At 61.4% G+C, this 15,464-nt stretch carries 16 protein-coding genes; 6 read left to right on the forward strand and 10 right to left on the reverse strand.

Annotated features, from left to right (window positions below; translation table 11 throughout):
- The first annotated feature begins 1 nt into the window (after nucleotide 1).
- Genes arnC through arnF form a run of 6 tightly spaced genes read left to right on the forward strand, consistent with a single transcriptional unit; the run spans nucleotide 2 to nucleotide 6,236 of the window.
- Nucleotides 2–985, forward strand: coding sequence for an undecaprenyl-phosphate 4-deoxy-4-formamido-L-arabinose transferase (gene arnC / locus MKR05_RS13140; RefSeq protein ID WP_048298531.1), 984 nt, complete (start codon nucleotides 2–4; stop codon nucleotides 983–985).
- Complete coding sequence (gene arnA, locus MKR05_RS13145; RefSeq protein WP_032454287.1) at nucleotides 982–2,967, forward strand: bifunctional UDP-4-amino-4-deoxy-L-arabinose formyltransferase/UDP-glucuronic acid oxidase ArnA; 1,986 nt, start codon at nucleotides 982–984, stop codon at nucleotides 2,965–2,967. The genes arnC and arnA overlap by 4 nt, the downstream gene beginning before the upstream one ends.
- A complete protein-coding gene (gene arnD, locus MKR05_RS13150; protein WP_072422205.1) occupies nucleotides 2,964–3,866 on the forward strand; it encodes a 4-deoxy-4-formamido-L-arabinose-phosphoundecaprenol deformylase in 903 nt (300 codons plus the stop codon). Before arnA ends, arnD begins: the two co-directional genes overlap by 4 nt.
- Nucleotides 3,866–5,521 carry a lipid IV(A) 4-amino-4-deoxy-L-arabinosyltransferase gene (gene arnT / locus MKR05_RS13155; protein ID WP_023291260.1) on the forward strand — a complete coding sequence of 552 codons (1,656 nt, stop codon included), beginning with the start codon at nucleotides 3,866–3,868 and terminating at the stop codon, nucleotides 5,519–5,521. Before arnD ends, arnT begins: the two co-directional genes overlap by 1 nt.
- The gene (gene arnE / locus MKR05_RS13160; protein ID WP_023291259.1) at nucleotides 5,518–5,856 is read left to right on the forward strand and encodes a 4-amino-4-deoxy-L-arabinose-phosphoundecaprenol flippase subunit ArnE; all 339 of its coding nucleotides are present in this window, start codon (nucleotides 5,518–5,520) and stop codon (nucleotides 5,854–5,856) included. The genes arnT and arnE overlap by 4 nt, the downstream gene beginning before the upstream one ends.
- Nucleotides 5,856–6,236 (forward strand): 4-amino-4-deoxy-L-arabinose-phosphoundecaprenol flippase subunit ArnF, encoded by a 381-nt coding sequence (gene arnF / locus MKR05_RS13165; RefSeq protein ID WP_032454284.1) that lies wholly within the window; start codon nucleotides 5,856–5,858, stop codon nucleotides 6,234–6,236. Before arnE ends, arnF begins: the two co-directional genes overlap by 1 nt.
- On the opposite strand, the gene MKR05_RS13170 is transcribed toward arnF, so the two are convergent.
- The 10 genes from MKR05_RS13170 to MKR05_RS13215 form a co-directional block, all read right to left on the reverse strand.
- Nucleotides 6,233–7,282, reverse strand: coding sequence for an AI-2E family transporter (locus MKR05_RS13170; RefSeq protein ID WP_004202085.1), 1,050 nt, complete (start codon nucleotides 7,280–7,282; stop codon nucleotides 6,233–6,235). The genes arnF and MKR05_RS13170 overlap by 4 nt on opposite strands.
- An 85-nt stretch (nucleotides 7,283–7,367) precedes the next feature.
- Complete coding sequence (gene acpT / locus MKR05_RS13175; protein ID WP_072422206.1) at nucleotides 7,368–7,970, reverse strand: 4'-phosphopantetheinyl transferase AcpT; 603 nt, start codon at nucleotides 7,968–7,970, stop codon at nucleotides 7,368–7,370.
- 1 nt (nucleotide 7,971) lies between these two features.
- A complete protein-coding gene (locus MKR05_RS13180) occupies nucleotides 7,972–9,201 on the reverse strand; it encodes a beta-ketoacyl-ACP synthase (protein WP_023291256.1) in 1,230 nt (409 codons plus the stop codon).
- Nucleotides 9,198–9,929 (reverse strand): 3-ketoacyl-ACP reductase FabG2, encoded by a 732-nt coding sequence (locus MKR05_RS13185; protein WP_065812648.1) that lies wholly within the window; start codon nucleotides 9,927–9,929, stop codon nucleotides 9,198–9,200. Before MKR05_RS13185 ends, MKR05_RS13180 begins: the two co-directional genes overlap by 4 nt.
- Nucleotides 9,926–10,402 (reverse strand): 3-hydroxy-fatty acyl-ACP dehydratase, encoded by a 477-nt coding sequence (locus MKR05_RS13190; protein WP_072413848.1) that lies wholly within the window; start codon nucleotides 10,400–10,402, stop codon nucleotides 9,926–9,928. The genes MKR05_RS13185 and MKR05_RS13190 overlap by 4 nt, the downstream gene beginning before the upstream one ends.
- Nucleotides 10,399–11,568, reverse strand: a complete 1,170-nt coding sequence (locus MKR05_RS13195; RefSeq protein WP_072422207.1) for a beta-ketoacyl-[acyl-carrier-protein] synthase family protein — start codon at nucleotides 11,566–11,568, stop codon at nucleotides 10,399–10,401. The genes MKR05_RS13190 and MKR05_RS13195 overlap by 4 nt, the downstream gene beginning before the upstream one ends.
- 1 nt (nucleotide 11,569) lies before the next feature.
- Nucleotides 11,570–12,154 (reverse strand): DUF3261 domain-containing protein, encoded by a 585-nt coding sequence (locus MKR05_RS13200; RefSeq protein ID WP_049014523.1) that lies wholly within the window; start codon nucleotides 12,152–12,154, stop codon nucleotides 11,570–11,572.
- On the reverse strand, nucleotides 12,151–14,469 hold the full coding sequence (locus tag MKR05_RS13205) for an MMPL family transporter (protein ID WP_284118595.1): 2,319 nt from the start codon (nucleotides 14,467–14,469) through the stop codon (nucleotides 12,151–12,153). Before MKR05_RS13205 ends, MKR05_RS13200 begins: the two co-directional genes overlap by 4 nt.
- The gene (locus MKR05_RS13210; RefSeq protein WP_049014526.1) at nucleotides 14,438–15,043 is read right to left on the reverse strand and encodes an outer membrane lipoprotein carrier protein LolA; all 606 of its coding nucleotides are present in this window, start codon (nucleotides 15,041–15,043) and stop codon (nucleotides 14,438–14,440) included. Before MKR05_RS13210 ends, MKR05_RS13205 begins: the two co-directional genes overlap by 32 nt.
- Nucleotides 15,040–15,462, reverse strand: coding sequence for a thioesterase family protein (locus MKR05_RS13215; RefSeq protein ID WP_284118594.1), 423 nt, complete (start codon nucleotides 15,460–15,462; stop codon nucleotides 15,040–15,042). The genes MKR05_RS13210 and MKR05_RS13215 overlap by 4 nt, the downstream gene beginning before the upstream one ends.
- Nucleotides 15,463–15,464 lie beyond the last annotated feature (2 nt).

Genomic DNA, 15,464 nt, shown 5'->3' on the forward strand with positions numbered 1-15,464 from the left:
TATGCTTACTTACCCTCCCGTGAAGAAGGTCTCGGTGGTTATCCCGGTTTTTAACGAACAGGATAGCCTGCCGGAGCTGCTTCGTCGTACGGAAACCGCCTGCGCCACGCTGGGGCGGCAATATGAAATTCTGCTGATCGACGATGGCAGCAGCGACGATTCCGCGCGCATGCTCACCGAAGCCGCCGAGGCGGAAGGCAGTCACGTCGTCGCCGTGCTGTTAAACCGTAACTACGGCCAGCACTCGGCGATCATGGCCGGCTTCAGCCATGTGACGGGCGATCTGATTATTACCCTTGATGCCGACCTGCAAAACCCGCCGGAAGAGATCCCGCGGCTGGTGGCGAAGGCGGATGAAGGTTACGACGTGGTGGGCACCGTCCGTCAGAACCGTCAGGACAGCATCTTCCGCAAAACCGCCTCGAAGATGATCAACCGCCTGATCCAGCGCACCACCGGCAAAGCGATGGGCGACTACGGCTGCATGCTGCGCGCCTACCGTCGCCACATTATCGACGCGATGCTCAACTGCCACGAGCGCAGCACCTTTATCCCGATTCTGGCGAATACCTTCGCCCGTCGCGCGGTGGAGATCCCGGTGATGCACGCCGAGCGTGAATTCGGCGACTCCAAATACAGCTTTATGCGCCTGATCAACCTGATGTACGACCTGGTGACCTGTCTGACCACCACGCCGCTGCGTCTGCTCAGCATTTTCGGCAGCGTGATAGCCCTGCTGGGCTTCGCCTTCGGCCTGCTGCTGGTGGTGCTGCGTCTGGCCTTTGGCCCGCAGTGGGCGGCGGAAGGGGTGTTTATGCTCTTCGCCGTGCTGTTTATGTTCATCGGCGCTCAGTTTATCGGTATGGGCCTGCTCGGGGAGTATATCGGACGCATCTATAACGACGTGCGCGCGCGTCCCCGCTACTTTATTCAACGTGTTGTTCGCCAGCCGGAAACGGCATCTAAAGAGGAAGATCGTTCATGAAAGCCGTAGTCTTCGCTTATCACGATATGGGCTGCACCGGTATCCAGGCTCTGCTGGACGCCGGGTATGATATCGCTGCTATTTTCACCCACCCGGATAACCCTGGCGAAAACCATTTCTTTGGCTCCGTGGCGCGCCTTGCTGCCGAGCAGGGCATTCCGGTGTGGGCGCCGGAAGACGTGAACCATCCGCTGTGGATTGAGCGTATCCGCGAGATGAAGCCGGACGTGCTGTTCTCCTTTTACTACCGCAATCTGCTGGGCGATGAGATCCTCCGTCTCGCGCCGAAAGGGGCGTTTAACCTGCACGGTTCGCTGCTGCCGAAATATCGCGGCCGCGCGCCGCTGAACTGGGTGCTGGTCAATGGCGAAAGCGAAACCGGCGTCACCCTGCACCGGATGGTGAACCGCGCCGACGCGGGGGATATCGTCGCCCAGCAGGCCGTGGCGATTGGCCCGGATGACGCCGCCCTGACGCTGCACCGCAAGCTGTGCGCCGCCGCCACCGGGCTGCTGGGCCAGGCGCTGCCGGCGATCCTCGCCGGAACCACCGATGAACGTCCGCAGGATCACAGCCAGGCGACCTATGTGGGGCGTCGTACCCCGGAAGATGGCCGCCTCGACTGGGAGCAGCCGGCGCAGACCCTGCACAATCTGGTGCGCGCGGTCTCCGATCCGTGGCCGGGCGCCTTCGGCTACGCCGGCGCGAACAAGTTTATCGTCTGGAAATCCCGCGTCCGTCATGATCTGCCGGCAGCCAAACCGGGTACCGTTATCTCCGTTGCGCCGCTGATCGTGGCGTGCCAGGAGGGGGCGCTGGAGATTGTCACCGGCCAGACCGAACGCGGGGTGTACATGCAGGGCGCCCAGCTGGCGCAGGGGCTGGGCCTGGTGTCCGGGGCGGTGATCAGCAGCAAACCGGTGGTGGCGGTTAAGCGTCGCACCCGGGTGCTGATCCTCGGCGTCAATGGCTTTATCGGTAACCATCTGACCGAACGCCTGCTGCAGGACGACAACTATGAGATTTACGGCCTGGATATCGGCTCCGACGCCATCAGCCGTTTCCTCGACTGCCCGCGTTTCCACTTTGTGGAAGGCGATATCAGCATTCACTCCGAGTGGATCGAATATCACATTAAGAAATGCGACGTGGTGCTGCCGCTGGTGGCCATCGCCACTCCTATCGAGTACACCCGCAACCCGCTGCGAGTCTTCGAGCTGGATTTCGAAGAGAACCTGAAGATCATCCGCGACTGCGTGAAATACAATAAGCGCATCATCTTCCCGTCGACTTCGGAAGTGTACGGCATGTGCACAGATAAAAACTTCGACGAAGACACTTCCAATCTGGTGGTCGGGCCGATCAACAAACAGCGCTGGATCTACTCGGTCTCCAAGCAGCTGCTGGACCGCGTGATCTGGGCCTACGGCGATAAGAATGGCCTGAAGTTCACTCTGTTCCGTCCGTTCAACTGGATGGGGCCGCGACTGGATAACCTCAACGCCGCGCGTATCGGCAGCTCCCGCGCCATCACCCAGCTGATCCTCAACCTGGTGGAAGGCTCGCCGATCAAGCTCATCGAAGGCGGTAAGCAGAAGCGCTGCTTCACCGACATCAGCGATGGTATCGAAGCGCTGTTCCGCATCATCGAGAACAAAGACGGCCGCTGCGACGGGCAGATCATCAACATCGGTAACCCGGATAACGAAGCGAGCATCAAAGAGCTGGCGGAGATGCTGCTGGCCTGCTTCGAACGCCATCCGCTGCGCGATCGCTTCCCGCCGTTTGCCGGCTTCCGCGAAGTGGAAAGCAGCGACTACTACGGCAAGGGCTATCAGGACGTTGAGCATCGCAAACCGAGCATCCGCAACGCCAAACGCTGCCTGAACTGGGAGCCGAAGGTGGAGATGGAAGAGACCGTTGAGCATACGCTGGACTTCTTCCTGCGCACGGTTGAACTGGTGGACGCTAAAAATCCATGAAACAGGTCGGCTTACGCATAGATGTCGATACCTTTCGCGGCACGCGGGACGGCGTTCCGCGGCTGCTGGACCTGCTGGGTCAGCACGGGATCCAGGCAAGCTTCTTCTTCAGCGTCGGGCCGGACAATATGGGGCGCCACCTGTGGCGCCTGGTAAAACCGAAGTTTCTGTGGAAGATGCTGCGCTCCAGAGCGGCCTCGCTGTACGGCTGGGATATTCTGCTGGCCGGCACCGCGTGGCCGGGACGCCGCATCGGCGCGGGGAACGAGGCGGTGATCCGCGCTGCCGCCGAGTCTCATGAAGTGGGCCTGCACGCCTGGGACCACTACAGCTGGCAGGCGTGGAGCGGCGTCTGGCCGCAGGAACGGCTGACGCTGGAGGTTGAGCGCGGCCTGCTGGAGCTCGAACGCATCATCGGCCGGCCGGTCACCTGCTCGGCTGTCGCCGGCTGGCGCGCCGATCAGCGAGTGGTGAAAGCCAAAGAATCCTTCGATTTCCTCTACAACAGCGACTGTCGCGGCACGCGGCCGTTTCTGCCCCAGCTCGGCAGCGGCATCTCCGGTACGGTGCAGATCCCGGTCACGCTGCCGACCTGGGACGAGGCGGTGGGCACGGCGGTGGATATCGCCGGCTTTAACCGCTATCTCCTCGACTGCATCCATCGCGACCCGGGCGTGCCGGTCTATACCATTCACGCCGAAGTGGAAGGCATTGCCTACGCGGATCAGTTCAATGAACTGCTGACCATGGCGGCGGAAGAAGAAATTCAGTTTTGCCCACTGAGCCAGCTGTTGCCCGCTGACTTTAGCGAGCTGCCGTCTGGCAAAGTGGTTCGGGGTGAACTGGCTGGCCGGGAAGGCTGGCTCGGACGTGAACAATTACTGACTTCGGGTGTTTGATGAAAAGCATTCGCTATGGCGTCTCTCTGATTGCGCTGTTTGCGCTGTATTACCTGCTGCCGCTTAATTTCCGTTTGCTCTGGCAACCCGATGAAACCCGCTACGCGGAGATCAGCCGTGAAATGCTGGCCACCGGCGACTGGGTGGTGCCGCATTTTCTCGGATTGCGCTATTTCGAAAAGCCGATTGCCGGTTACTGGATCAACAGTATCGGTCAATGGCTGTTTGGCCATAATAACTTCGGCGTACGCTTTGGGTCGGTCTTCGCCATCACCATGACCGCCGTGCTGGTGGCCTGGCTGGCGTGGCGCGTCTTTCGCGACAAAAAGGTAGCCGTCCTGTCGCCGGTGATTTTTCTCACCGCGATGCTGGTGTATGCGATTGGCACCTATGCAGTGCTGGACCCGATGATCACCCTGTGGCTGGCGCTGGCGATGTGCAGTTTCTGGGGCGCGACGCAGGCGCAGAGCCGCAGCGGCAAAATACTGGGTTACGCGCTGCTGGGCGTCGCCTGCGGTATGGGGGTGATGACCAAAGGCTTCCTTGCGCTGGCGGTGCCGGTAGTGGGCGTTCTGCCGTGGGTGATCGCCCGTCGACGCTGGCGTGAAGTGCTGACCTACGGTTGGCTGGCGGTGGTCGTCTGTACGCTGGTGGTGCTGCCCTGGGGGCTGGCTATCGCCCAGCGCGAGCCGGACTTCTGGCGCTACTTCTTCTGGGTCGAGCATATTCAGCGTTTCGCCGAAAAAGACGCCCAGCACAAAGCGCCGTTCTGGTACTACATCCCGTTCCTGATCGCCGGCAGCCTGCCGTGGCTGGCCCTGCTGCCGGGGGCGCTGAAGCGCGGTTGGCTTGAGCGCGATGAGGCCCGCGGCGCGCTGTATCTGTTAGGCTGGGTGGCGATGCCGCTCCTGTTCTTCAGTATCGCCAAAGGCAAACTGCCGACCTATATCCTGCCGTGCTTTGCGCCGCTGTCGATCCTGATGGCGCGCTACGCGCTGGAGGCGGCGAAGACCGGCGCGAAAGCGTTACGGGTCAACGGGATGATCAACCTGGGCGTCGGCCTGCTGGGGCTGATCGCCGTGCTGGTGGTCTCGCCCTGGGGTGTGATGCATAAGCCGGTGTGGACCAAGATTGAGCTGTATAAATGTCTGCTGGCGGCGATCGCCTTCGCCGTCTGGGCGCTGATGGGCTGGCTGGCGATGAAAGACGCTGGCCGCCGCTGGAGCCTGGCGGCGCTTTGCCCGCTCGGCCTGGCGCTGCTGGTGGGCTTCGCCATCCCGGACCGGGTTATCGACAGCAAACAGCCGCAGTTCCTCGTGGATATCGTCAGCGAATCCCTGCAGCCCAGCCGCTACGTCCTGACCAACAACGTCGGGATCGCCGGCGGCCTGGCCTGGGAGCTGAAGCGAAGCGATATTATTATGTTCGACAAACAGGGTGAGCTGAAGTACGGTCTCGACTGGCCGGACGCTCAGGGAAGCTTTGTCAGCCAGGCCGGGTTTGCCGACTGGCTGGCCGCGCATCGTCAGCAGGGGCCGGTCTCGCTGGTGCTGTTGATGGATAAAGGAGAGAGTATGCTCGACTTACCGTTACCGAAACCCGATAACGCTTACGAGCTGGGGCGGGTCGTTTTCCTTCAGTATCTGCCGCAATGAGCGTCTGGATCTGTCTGGTGTTCGCCAGCCTGCTGAGCTGCGCCGGACAGCTGTGCCAGAAACAGGCGACCCGCCCGTCCCGTCGCGGACGGCGGAGTCGTCATATACTCTTCTGGCTGGGGATGGCGCTGTTATGCCTCGGCTGCGGCATGCTGCTGTGGCTGAGCGTCCTGCAGTCAATTCCGGTGAGCATCGCCTATCCGATGCTGAGTCTGAACTTCGTCTGGGTCACCCTCGCGGGCTGGGGCATCTGGCATGAGCCGGTCGCTCCCCGCCACTGGTTTGGCGTCGGGTTGATCGTCGTGGGCATTGTCATTCTGGGGACCAGCGTCTGATGGGCTTTCTCTGGGCATTATTCAGCGTCGGCCTCGTCAGCGGCGCGCAGCTGCTGCTGCGCAGCGCCATGGTGGTGTTGCCGCCGCTGACCGATATTCTGGCGTTTCTCCAGCATCTGTTGCATCTCCAGCCCGGCACCTTCGGCCTGTTTTTCGGCCTGCTGGGCTACCTGCTGTCGATGGTCTGCTGGTACTTTGCCCTCCACCGTCTGCCGTTATCAAAAGCGTATGCGCTGCTGAGCCTGAGCTATATCCTGGTGTGGGCCGCCGCCATCTGGCTGCCCGGCTGGCATGAGCCGTTCCACTGGCAATCGCTTCTGGGCGTGGCGATTATCGTCGCCGGCGTATTGACCATCTTCTGGCCGGTGAAACGCCGCTAGCCGGGGAGCCGGCTTTTGGGGCGCCCCGGGCCGAGCAGGATCGCCAGCTTGCTGCCCCCGACGGTGGTCTCCATCCAGATTTTACAGACGCTGGTTAACGGCACCGAGAGCAGCATTCCCACCGGCCCCAGCAGCCAGCCCCAGACCAGCAGCGACAGGAACACCACCAGGGTCGACATCCCCAGCCGGTGGCCCATCATGCGCGGCTCCACCATGTTGCCCAACACCATATGCACCACCAGAAACAGCGCCCCGACCAGCAGGCACTCATAGATGCCGCTGAACAGCAGCGCCTGCAGCATGGGCGGGATGGCGGAGATGGCGGATCCGATATTCGGCACATAGTTCAACAGGAACGCCAGCACCCCCCACATCAGCGCGAACTGCACCCCCATCGCCAGCAGCCCCAGCCAGACAATCAGGCCGGTCCACAGGCTGATCAGCGTTTTCAGCGCCAGATAGTGGGTGACGCCTTTCAGCGCCCGGTGCAGCCCGGCGATATGCAGGCGAGGGTTATTGAGGGCAAAACGCAGTTTGTAGGGCAGGTGGCGAACCTCAAATAGCATAAAGATCACCGTCATCACCAGCAGCACAATGCTGGCCATCGCCCCGGAAAGCTGGGTCATCAGCGTCGTGGCCCAGGTCATCAGCCGTTCTGAATCCATACGTCGCAGCATGCGCTCCGGATTGATATGCAGGTTGAGAAAGGGGAGATACTCCTGGAGCTGGACGATCTTACGCGTCAGGGCGCGGTTGAAATCGGGCAGCATGGCGACAAAGTCATTGAGCGACGCCGCCAGCACGCCAAGCAGCGCGGTCAGCATGACCAGCATTGCCGTCACCACCAGCGTAATGGCGAACGGGCGCCGCACCCCGCGGCGAATGAACCAGGTGACCAGCGGGTTGAGGACGATAGCGAAAAACAGCGCCAGCAGGAGCTGCACCAGAATATCGGCGGCGGCGTGGATCCCGGCGAGGATAATCACCAGCGCCGCCAGCTTAAGTAAAATATGGAGCCCGGCTTTATCAGCCTGCGGAGGGGACATAGGTATTCCTTTTGTGAGTCGCGCCTGATAAGTGTAGCGGTTCGCTGGCTGCCAATATTCCGAAAGGCGAGCGGCTTTTCCGCCATCATCTTTTGATCGCTTTAACCGCGCCGCTGAAATGTTGAATGCGCGCGTCCGTCAGCGTGAACGGCGTCGGCGTACAGACCGCAATACTTAACCCATCGTGCAGAATCTGGCTGAGCGACAGCGGGCCGTGACAGGCGCTGTCAACGGAGGCCATCTGCCAGGCGCTGCCGCCGCGCTGTTTCACCAGCGCCTCTTTGCGCGTCCAGATACGCCAGAAGACCGTGAGCTGCTGCGCCGGCGAAGCCTGCGCCAGTTCCTGGTGCTCGCTTTCGCTGAACAGGGCGTTAGCCAGGCGGCGCCAGCCTTCGCGCGGGCGAATCACTTCGATGTCGCAACCCACCTCGCCTTTATCGCTGAGCAGCAGGGCAATATCGTCGCCGCTGTGGCTAAGGTTAAACCAAAGCCCGCGCGCGACGGGGAAGGCAGGCTTGCCCTGTTCGCCAAGCTGAATATCCGTCAGCGGGGCAGCCGCCTGCGCCAGCAGCGCGCGGCCGGCAAGCCAGCTGGCTCGTCGCGGTCCGTCCGGCGCCTGCGCCATCAACGCAGGCGGTAACGGCAGGGCGCTAAGGGCGGAGATCTTACCCAGAAAAAGCTGATACATTTCAAGGCCAGCGTCGAATAATGATTGAGGTGTTAATGCCGCCGAAGGCGAAGTTGTTGCTCTGCAGGAATTCACACTCCAGTTTGCGCTTTTCCCCCATGATGTAATCCAGTTCGCCACAGTTGGCGTCCGGTTTATGGAGATTCAGCGTTGGCGCAAACCAGCCTTCGCGCATCATCTGCAGGCTCATCCACGCTTCTAACGCCCCGCAAGCGCCAAGCGTATGGCCGAAATAGCTTTTCAGCGAAGAGATCGGCACGCTGTCGCCGTAAACGGCCGCCGTTGCCTGGCTTTCCGCGATATCGCCGCGATCGGTGGCGGTGCCGTGGGCCGAAATATAGCCGATGTCACGGGGGCTTAAGCCCGCCATGTTTAGCGATTGTTCCATGCAGATCTGCATGGTTTCGCGCTGCGGCTGGGTAATATGGGCCGCATCGCAGTTAGTGGCGAACCCGACGATTTCACCGTAGATGGTTGCGCCGCGCGCTTTGGCATGCTCAAGATCTTCAAGGATCAGCGTGCCGGCGCCTTCGCCAATCACCAGACCATCTCGCTGTTCATCGAACGGAGAGGGGGTGAGGGCCGGTTCGTCATTGCGTTGGCTGGTGGCGAAGAGGGTATCGAATACTGCGGCTTCCGAAGGGCAGAGTTCCTCGGCCCCGCCGGCCACCATCACCGTTTGGTAACCATGGCGAATGGCTTCCCAGGCGTAGCCAATCGCCTGGCTGCCGGAGGTGCAGGCGCTGGAGGTGGGGATCACGCGCCCCCGCAGACCGAAGAATAATCCGGTATTCACCGCGGTAGTATGCGGCATCATCTGCACATAGGTAGTGCCGGTGATATTGTTGGTATGTTTCTCCGTCAACATGGTGGCGAACTCGCTCACCGGACCGGTACTACCGGTTGACGAGCCGTAAGCGATGCCGGTTTGGCCGTTGGTCAGCACGGTGTCGCCGATAAGCCCGGCCTGCTCCAGCGCGAGCTCAGTGGCGCGGGTGGAGAGTCGCGATACCCGCCCCATCGCGCGGATACGCTTGCGGGTATAATGCTCCGGCAGGGTGAAATCGTCGATTGGCGCCCCCAGCAGCGTATGCAGTCCGTCATAAGCCAGCCATTCCGGCATCTTACGCACCGCATTTTTATATTCCCGCAGCCTGGTGGCGACATCCTGCCAGTTTTCGCCAAACGCGGTCACCCCGCCCATCCCTGTAATGACCACCCGGCGTATCATAGCATCCCCCCGTTGATGGAAATGACCTGGCGGGTGACGTAGCCCGCGATATCCGACATTAAATAGCTGGCAAGCCCGGCCACCTCGTCGGCCTGACCCATGCGTTTCATCGGGATCATGGTCATCGCCTCTTTCAGCGCGTGCTCTTCCATGTCAATCATCCCGGTGTCGATAAGACCCGGCGCAATACAGTTAACGGTGATTTTGCGTTTTGCCAGTTCTATCGCCAGCGCTTTGGTGGCGCCGATAATGCCCGCCTTGGCGGCGCTGTAGTTGACCTGGCCGCGGTTGCCCATGACGCCGGAAACCGAGGAGAGGGTGATGATACGTCCGCCCTGGCGCGCGCTAATCATCGGCATGATGCAGGGATGAATGACGTTATAAAAACTGTCGAGGTTGGTGTGGATCACGGCGTCCCAGTCGTCATCGCCAAGCGCCGGGAAGGCGCCGTCGCGGGCGATGCCGGCGTTGCTGACAATGCCATACCATGCGCCATGGTCGGCCATATCCTGCTCCAGTACCTCGCGGCATTGCTGACGATCGGCGACGTCAAAACTCAGCAGCCGGCCGTCGTCGCCGGCGGCGGTTATCGCCTCCAGCGTCTGTTGCGCCCCCGCGCGGTCGCGATGATAGTGGACGCCCACCACAAAACCGTCCGCTGCCAGCTGGCAGGCGATAGCGCGACCGATGCCTTTGCTGGCGCCGGTAACCAAAACTGAACGACTCATTCTGACGCTCCTTGTTGAAATAAAGTGCTAAGTTCTTCTGTTGTGGGCTGGAAGGTGTTGACCCGCCCGCTGGCCAGGACGTCATCGTCCACCATAATGGTGCCTTCGAAGCTGCCGAAACGTTCATCCTGCATCAAGAGCTTCACGCTGATGGACAGCGTCTTTCCGCCCGGCAGGCTCCCGGCCGCGCAAACCAGTTCGCGCGCGCCCAGCACCATGCCTAAAGCGAGCGATGTTTGTCCTTGCTGCTGGCGGTGCCAGCCGGACCAGACGCCGACGGTCTGCGCCATTAATTCAAGGGCGAACCAGCCGGGAAGATCGCCGTTGGTATCGAGAAATGGCTCCAGAACGCTGCCGGGTGAGACCGCGACGCGGCAGGTGGCGGTGTCGGCAGTCACCGCCTCGACCTCTTCCAGCAGCAGCATCGGCGCGTCGTGCGGCAGGTAACTGCCGGGTGATAAAAAGTGGCTCATGACATTCTCCCGAGCAGGATGCTGGTGTTATTGCCGCCAAAGGCAAAAGAGTTCGACAGGATAACTGGCCGCGACAGCGGCTGCGGATGTTCAATGAGCCCGCACGGCGGTAGCGTGTCATCCTGCGGAGACTGACTGAAATCCTGTGCCGGTAACAACAGATTGCGCTGCAGGATCAGCATGCCGATGGCGGCCTCGGTGATCCCCGCCGCACCCAGCGTATGTCCGGTCAGATGTTTGGTGGAACTACAGGGCACCCTTTCGCCAAACAGCGCGTTGATCACCCGGGCTTCTATCTGGTCGTTAAGCCGCGTAGCGGTGCCGTGCAGGTTAATGTAACCCACCTGCTCCGGCATGATGCCCGCGTCGTCCAGCGCCTGCTGAATGGCGCGCATCGCCCCTTCTCCTTGGGGATGCGGGGCGGAAATATGCCAGGCGTCGCTGGATTCGCCGATACCCAGCAGCGCGATGGGCTGCGGCTCGCGGGTCAGCAGCATCAGCGCTGCCCCTTCGCCGATGGTGATCCCGCAGCGGTCGCGGCTAAACGGCTGGCACTGCGTCGTGGAGAGCGACTCCAGGCTGTGAAAGCCGTTGATGGGCATCCGGCTAAGGGTATCCGCGCCGCCGACGATCGCCACATCCGCCAGTCCCGCCTCAATGAGCCGCCGTCCGCTGATCATCGCCCGCGCGCTGGAGGAGCAGGCGGTTGACAGGGTATATGCCGGACCATCCAGCGCCAGCCAGCGGCTGAGAAAACGCGACGGGTCGCCCAGCTCCTGCTGTGGATAGCGCCAGGCCTCGCTCGCCTTGCCGTTAAGCGTCAAATTAACGTGTACGTCGCCTTCATCCAGCCCTGACGTACTGGTGCCCAACACCACGGCGACCCGATCCCGGCCATAGCGGGCGATAGCGCGATCCACCTGCGGCCGGATCTGCGCCAGCGCCGCCAGCAGCAGCTGATTATTGCGCGAACGATGGTCGCGAAAGGTATCGGGAATGGCGGGTAGTTCGCCGTCCACCCCCGCGAAAATCGCCTGCGGATGCCCCTGTAACCACCCTTCACGCGGGCGCATGCCGGGCGCTATACCGCGGGCCAGATTGGCGGCGATTTCATCATTATCGCGTCCCAGGGCGTTAATCATGCCGACAGCAGAAATGAAGATCATCTCAGTCACCCAGGTATTGAATGGTGATGTGGTATTTAAAGACGTGCTGCTCGATGCTAATCGGCACGCGCTTGCCTTTGCGGTTGATATAGGTGATGTCGGTGACCAGTTTTCCGCGCGCGTTACGCAGTTCGCGTTTGTCGCCGCGGTCGGTTAGCGTCCAGCCTTTCGGCAGCTGCGGCAGCCATGCGCTAAGCGGCCAGTGGCTGAGCATCACATCGGCCAGCACCTGGCTGGCGGGCGGCAGTTGCGGGATCACCATCGACTGTTCCGCGCGCAGCCCTTGTTGATCATAGGTCACCAGGAACAGGCGGATACCGACGGACGACAGGCCCGCCAGCGTGAGCTTTTTATCATCGGCATTGAGCAGCACCAGCAGCGACTGGGTTTGGCCGTTGAAGCGGCCGGTCAATAACTGCTGGGAACTGATGGCCGGCGAGATGCCCGGCGGCGGCAACGTGACGCGCGTACCCGGCTCCAGCCACGCCTGCGGACGGCCTTGCGGCTCCGGCGGCGAATGACTGCAGCCGGCCAGCAATAAGGCGGTGAAGAGCGCGAAGGCGCGCCAGAATGATGGTCTTCTCATCGTCTTTTTTTCTCTTTTTTGCTCGGCATCGCCAGCGGCGACAGCAGGAAAGCGGTGAAAATACCGCTGACCAGGACAGTGCCAAAGCTGCTGATGGCCTGGGTGGCGCTAAACACCAGCATGCCAAGCGTTAATAAGGTGGTCATCATCGCCAGGGTAACCGCCAGCAGCGATGTCAGCGGCGTGCCGCGCGGGTTGCTGAAAAACAGGGTGTAGTTGATGCCAATCCCAAGTACCAGCACCAGCGCCAGTAAGGAGAACAGGTTAACGGCGTGGCCGATGAGCGCCAACGCCCCCAGGCCGCATCCCAGCGACAATACCGACGGCACCAGGCTTATTAAGCCCTTGCGCCAGCCAAGGCGGATAGCGGCGCCGCAGGCAATCACCGCCAGCGCAACGCCCAGCAGCCCGGTTAAAATATGACGGTAGAGCGCGAAAAGCTGGTCGAAATCGCTTTTACGATCGACCCACGCCACGCCAGTCTGGGTTGTGCTGAGCGCCTTCAGCGCCGGGCTATCTTTCACCCCGCTCACTGGCACCAGTACGCAGCTTTCGCCATCCGGCAGCGTCAGCCATAGCAGCCGCCAGCCTTCGCTGGCCGGACTGGCAAGCCAGTCGCCGACTGTCACCGGCATCGGCCGCAGGTCGGGGTGAACAGCGGTGAGTCCGGCGTTATTCAGCGCCTGGCCGATGGCCGGCGCCGCCTGCTTCAGCAGGGCCAGATCCTGCTGCTGGCGGGCCAGTGAATTGAGCGGAATGGCGCGATACCCGCCAAGCATACCGTCGGTTTGCGCTTTAGCCAGTGCGGGCATAAAGGCTTCAAGCCGCTGCAGCGTTTGTTGCGCCGTGTCGCCGTAAACCACGAACCACTTTTGATCGACGCTTTGGCCAGTGAGCGCGGTGATGGCATGCTCCTGGGAGAGGATATTCTGCGGTAGCGCCTGCAGCTGTGAGATATCGTCATCCACCCGCAGGAGAGCGAGCCCCGTCAGGGAGAAAATGGCCAGAACCACCGGCAGACCGATGGCGAGTTTTTTGTTACGCCGCCATGCCGCGAGCCAGCGCGACATCAGCACCATCGCTGGAACGGGACGCACCGGGAGCCCATGGCACAGCCATGGCTGCCAGAAAATCACCGTCAGGCATGAGGCGCTTAGCCCCACGGCCGCAAATAGCGCCATCTGGCGAATGGCCGGGAAGGGGGCCAGCATCATGATTAAATAAGCCGCCACGGTGGTAAGCAGCGCCAGCAGCAGCGCTTTCCGTACTTTAACAAGGCTTTGCCACGGTGAAGCCGCTGCGCCATGGACCATCCGTTCGGTCAGGTAATAGAGCGTGTAATCTGCGGAAATGCCAATAATGCTCATGCTCATCACCAGGGTCATCAGATGCAGCTCGCCAAACAGCAGCAGCGTGGCAACGGTGCCGGCCAGTGCGCCGATAGCGATAGAGATCGCGCATAACAGCAGCGGACGCAGCGAGCGGAACACGGCCACGATCAACAGGATGACGCCGAACAGGGTGGCCGCGCCGAGAGTGGAGATATCGCGCTTCGCCTGCTGGCTGGCGTAATCACTGTAAAATACGGTGCCGCGCGACAGCAGCTGCGCCTGCGGGTGGCGCGCTTTTAATTCCTTTTCAAGCTGCGCGAGGGTGGTCACCAGGCGGTGCGTCTGTCGCATATCGAACGACGAACCCGCCAGCTCGCCGTGCAGCAGATACCAGACATTGCCTTGCGCGTCTTTGCTGGTCAGCCACCCGTCCTGCAGCTGCATCCGCTGGCCGCTATTCGCCATCGCCAGCTGTGAGCCGCGCATCAGCATCAGCGGGTCGTTTTGTAACTCTTTACCGCTGACCCCGGAAAACGCCGAATAGAGCTGCGAAAGGATCCACTGGGCCTGCGCTTCGCCGCCCTCCTGCAGACGTGCGCGGGTGGCGGGGTCGATTAACGCATTGCGATGTTGCCAGAAAAACGTTCCCCAGGCCTGCTGACTGGCGGCATCCATTGGGCCTTTGAGCTCGGCCAGCGCGTCTGAGGTTTGCAGCAACCGCAGCCAGTCGCGAGCCACCTGCGGGTCGGCCTGTTTACCGGGGCTGACCAGCCAGACCAGCTGGCGATCCAGACGCTGCATAAAGCCGTCGTTCAGCGCCGGGGGGATCGCGCCGAGCGTCTGTTTGGGCAGCATCGCCAGCACGCTGCTGTTGAGCCGGGCCTGCGGCAACAGCGCCAGCAGCGCGCCCGCCAGTATCAGGCAGACGACGCCCCAGATCAGCGCAGGACGTTTACTGGGCGGCAAAGCGTTGGCGTTCGTCATCGGTCAGTTGCGCTGGCGTCAGTTGATGTTGGGAAAGGGCGATATCGGTGCGATCGCCTTGTTTATCATTGAGTTGAATATGCTCCAGGTAGGTTTTTCCGGCGAGATCGATGCTGGCGAAAATCTTATCCAGCGGCGTGGTGACAGGCGTCAGGCGCAGCGTCCATCGCCCGTCGCCTTTATCGGCGAATTCCACGCGGAAGTTCTCCTCCAGCACGTTACGATCGGCCTGGAACAGCGCGCGCAGCAGATGGTTGAACTGGAACATCTGCGGGTTGTTTTCGGCGGTGACGGTCTGCGGCGGCTGGCCGTTAATCGCCTGCACCATCCGTTTGTCATCCAGCAGCAGTTGCATCGGGAACGGTGAGGTTTGATCCCACAGCAAGCCCTGGTCGCGGGCGATCAACATCCGCCCCTGGGATCGCAGCGGCTGCGGAAGATCCTTTATGGTGCGGGTTTGATCGAAGTGGGCGCGCACCACCGGCTGTTCGCTAAATTGTTTTTGCAGGTCATCGAGCGTCAGCGCGCTGACCAACGGACTGATGAACAGTCCCACCAACAGCAGCAATTTCATGGCGTGACCCCCATGCGTTCAAACAGAACTTGCGGGCTGACAAAACACATCTCGCCGCTTTTTTCGTCCACCGCGACCTGGATGGTGTAGCCGGTGGTGGTGCGTTTGCCGCTCTCGGCGGCAAAAATTTCATAGCCAATGCGCAGGCGGTTTTCGAACTCTTCCAGACGCGCGCGGACGCGAATACGCTGCTCGAAGGTGATAACGTCCCGGTACTTCACGCGGGTATCCACCACCGGCCACAGATAGCCGAAGGCTTTCATCTGCCGGTAGCCGTAGTTGAACTGGTTAAGCAGCGCCTCGCGGGCAATTTCGAAGTAGCGGAAATAGTTGCCATGCCAGACGACGCCCATCATATCGACGTCGTGAAAGGGAATGGTTAGCTCTACTTCAGCAGTAAAACGGGGATCGTTAAGCACCC

Origin of the sequence: Klebsiella sp. K5-204 (assembly GCF_030128585.1) — a bacterium.
GTDB classification, from domain to species: Bacteria; Pseudomonadota; Gammaproteobacteria; order Enterobacterales; family Enterobacteriaceae; genus Klebsiella; species Klebsiella quasipneumoniae.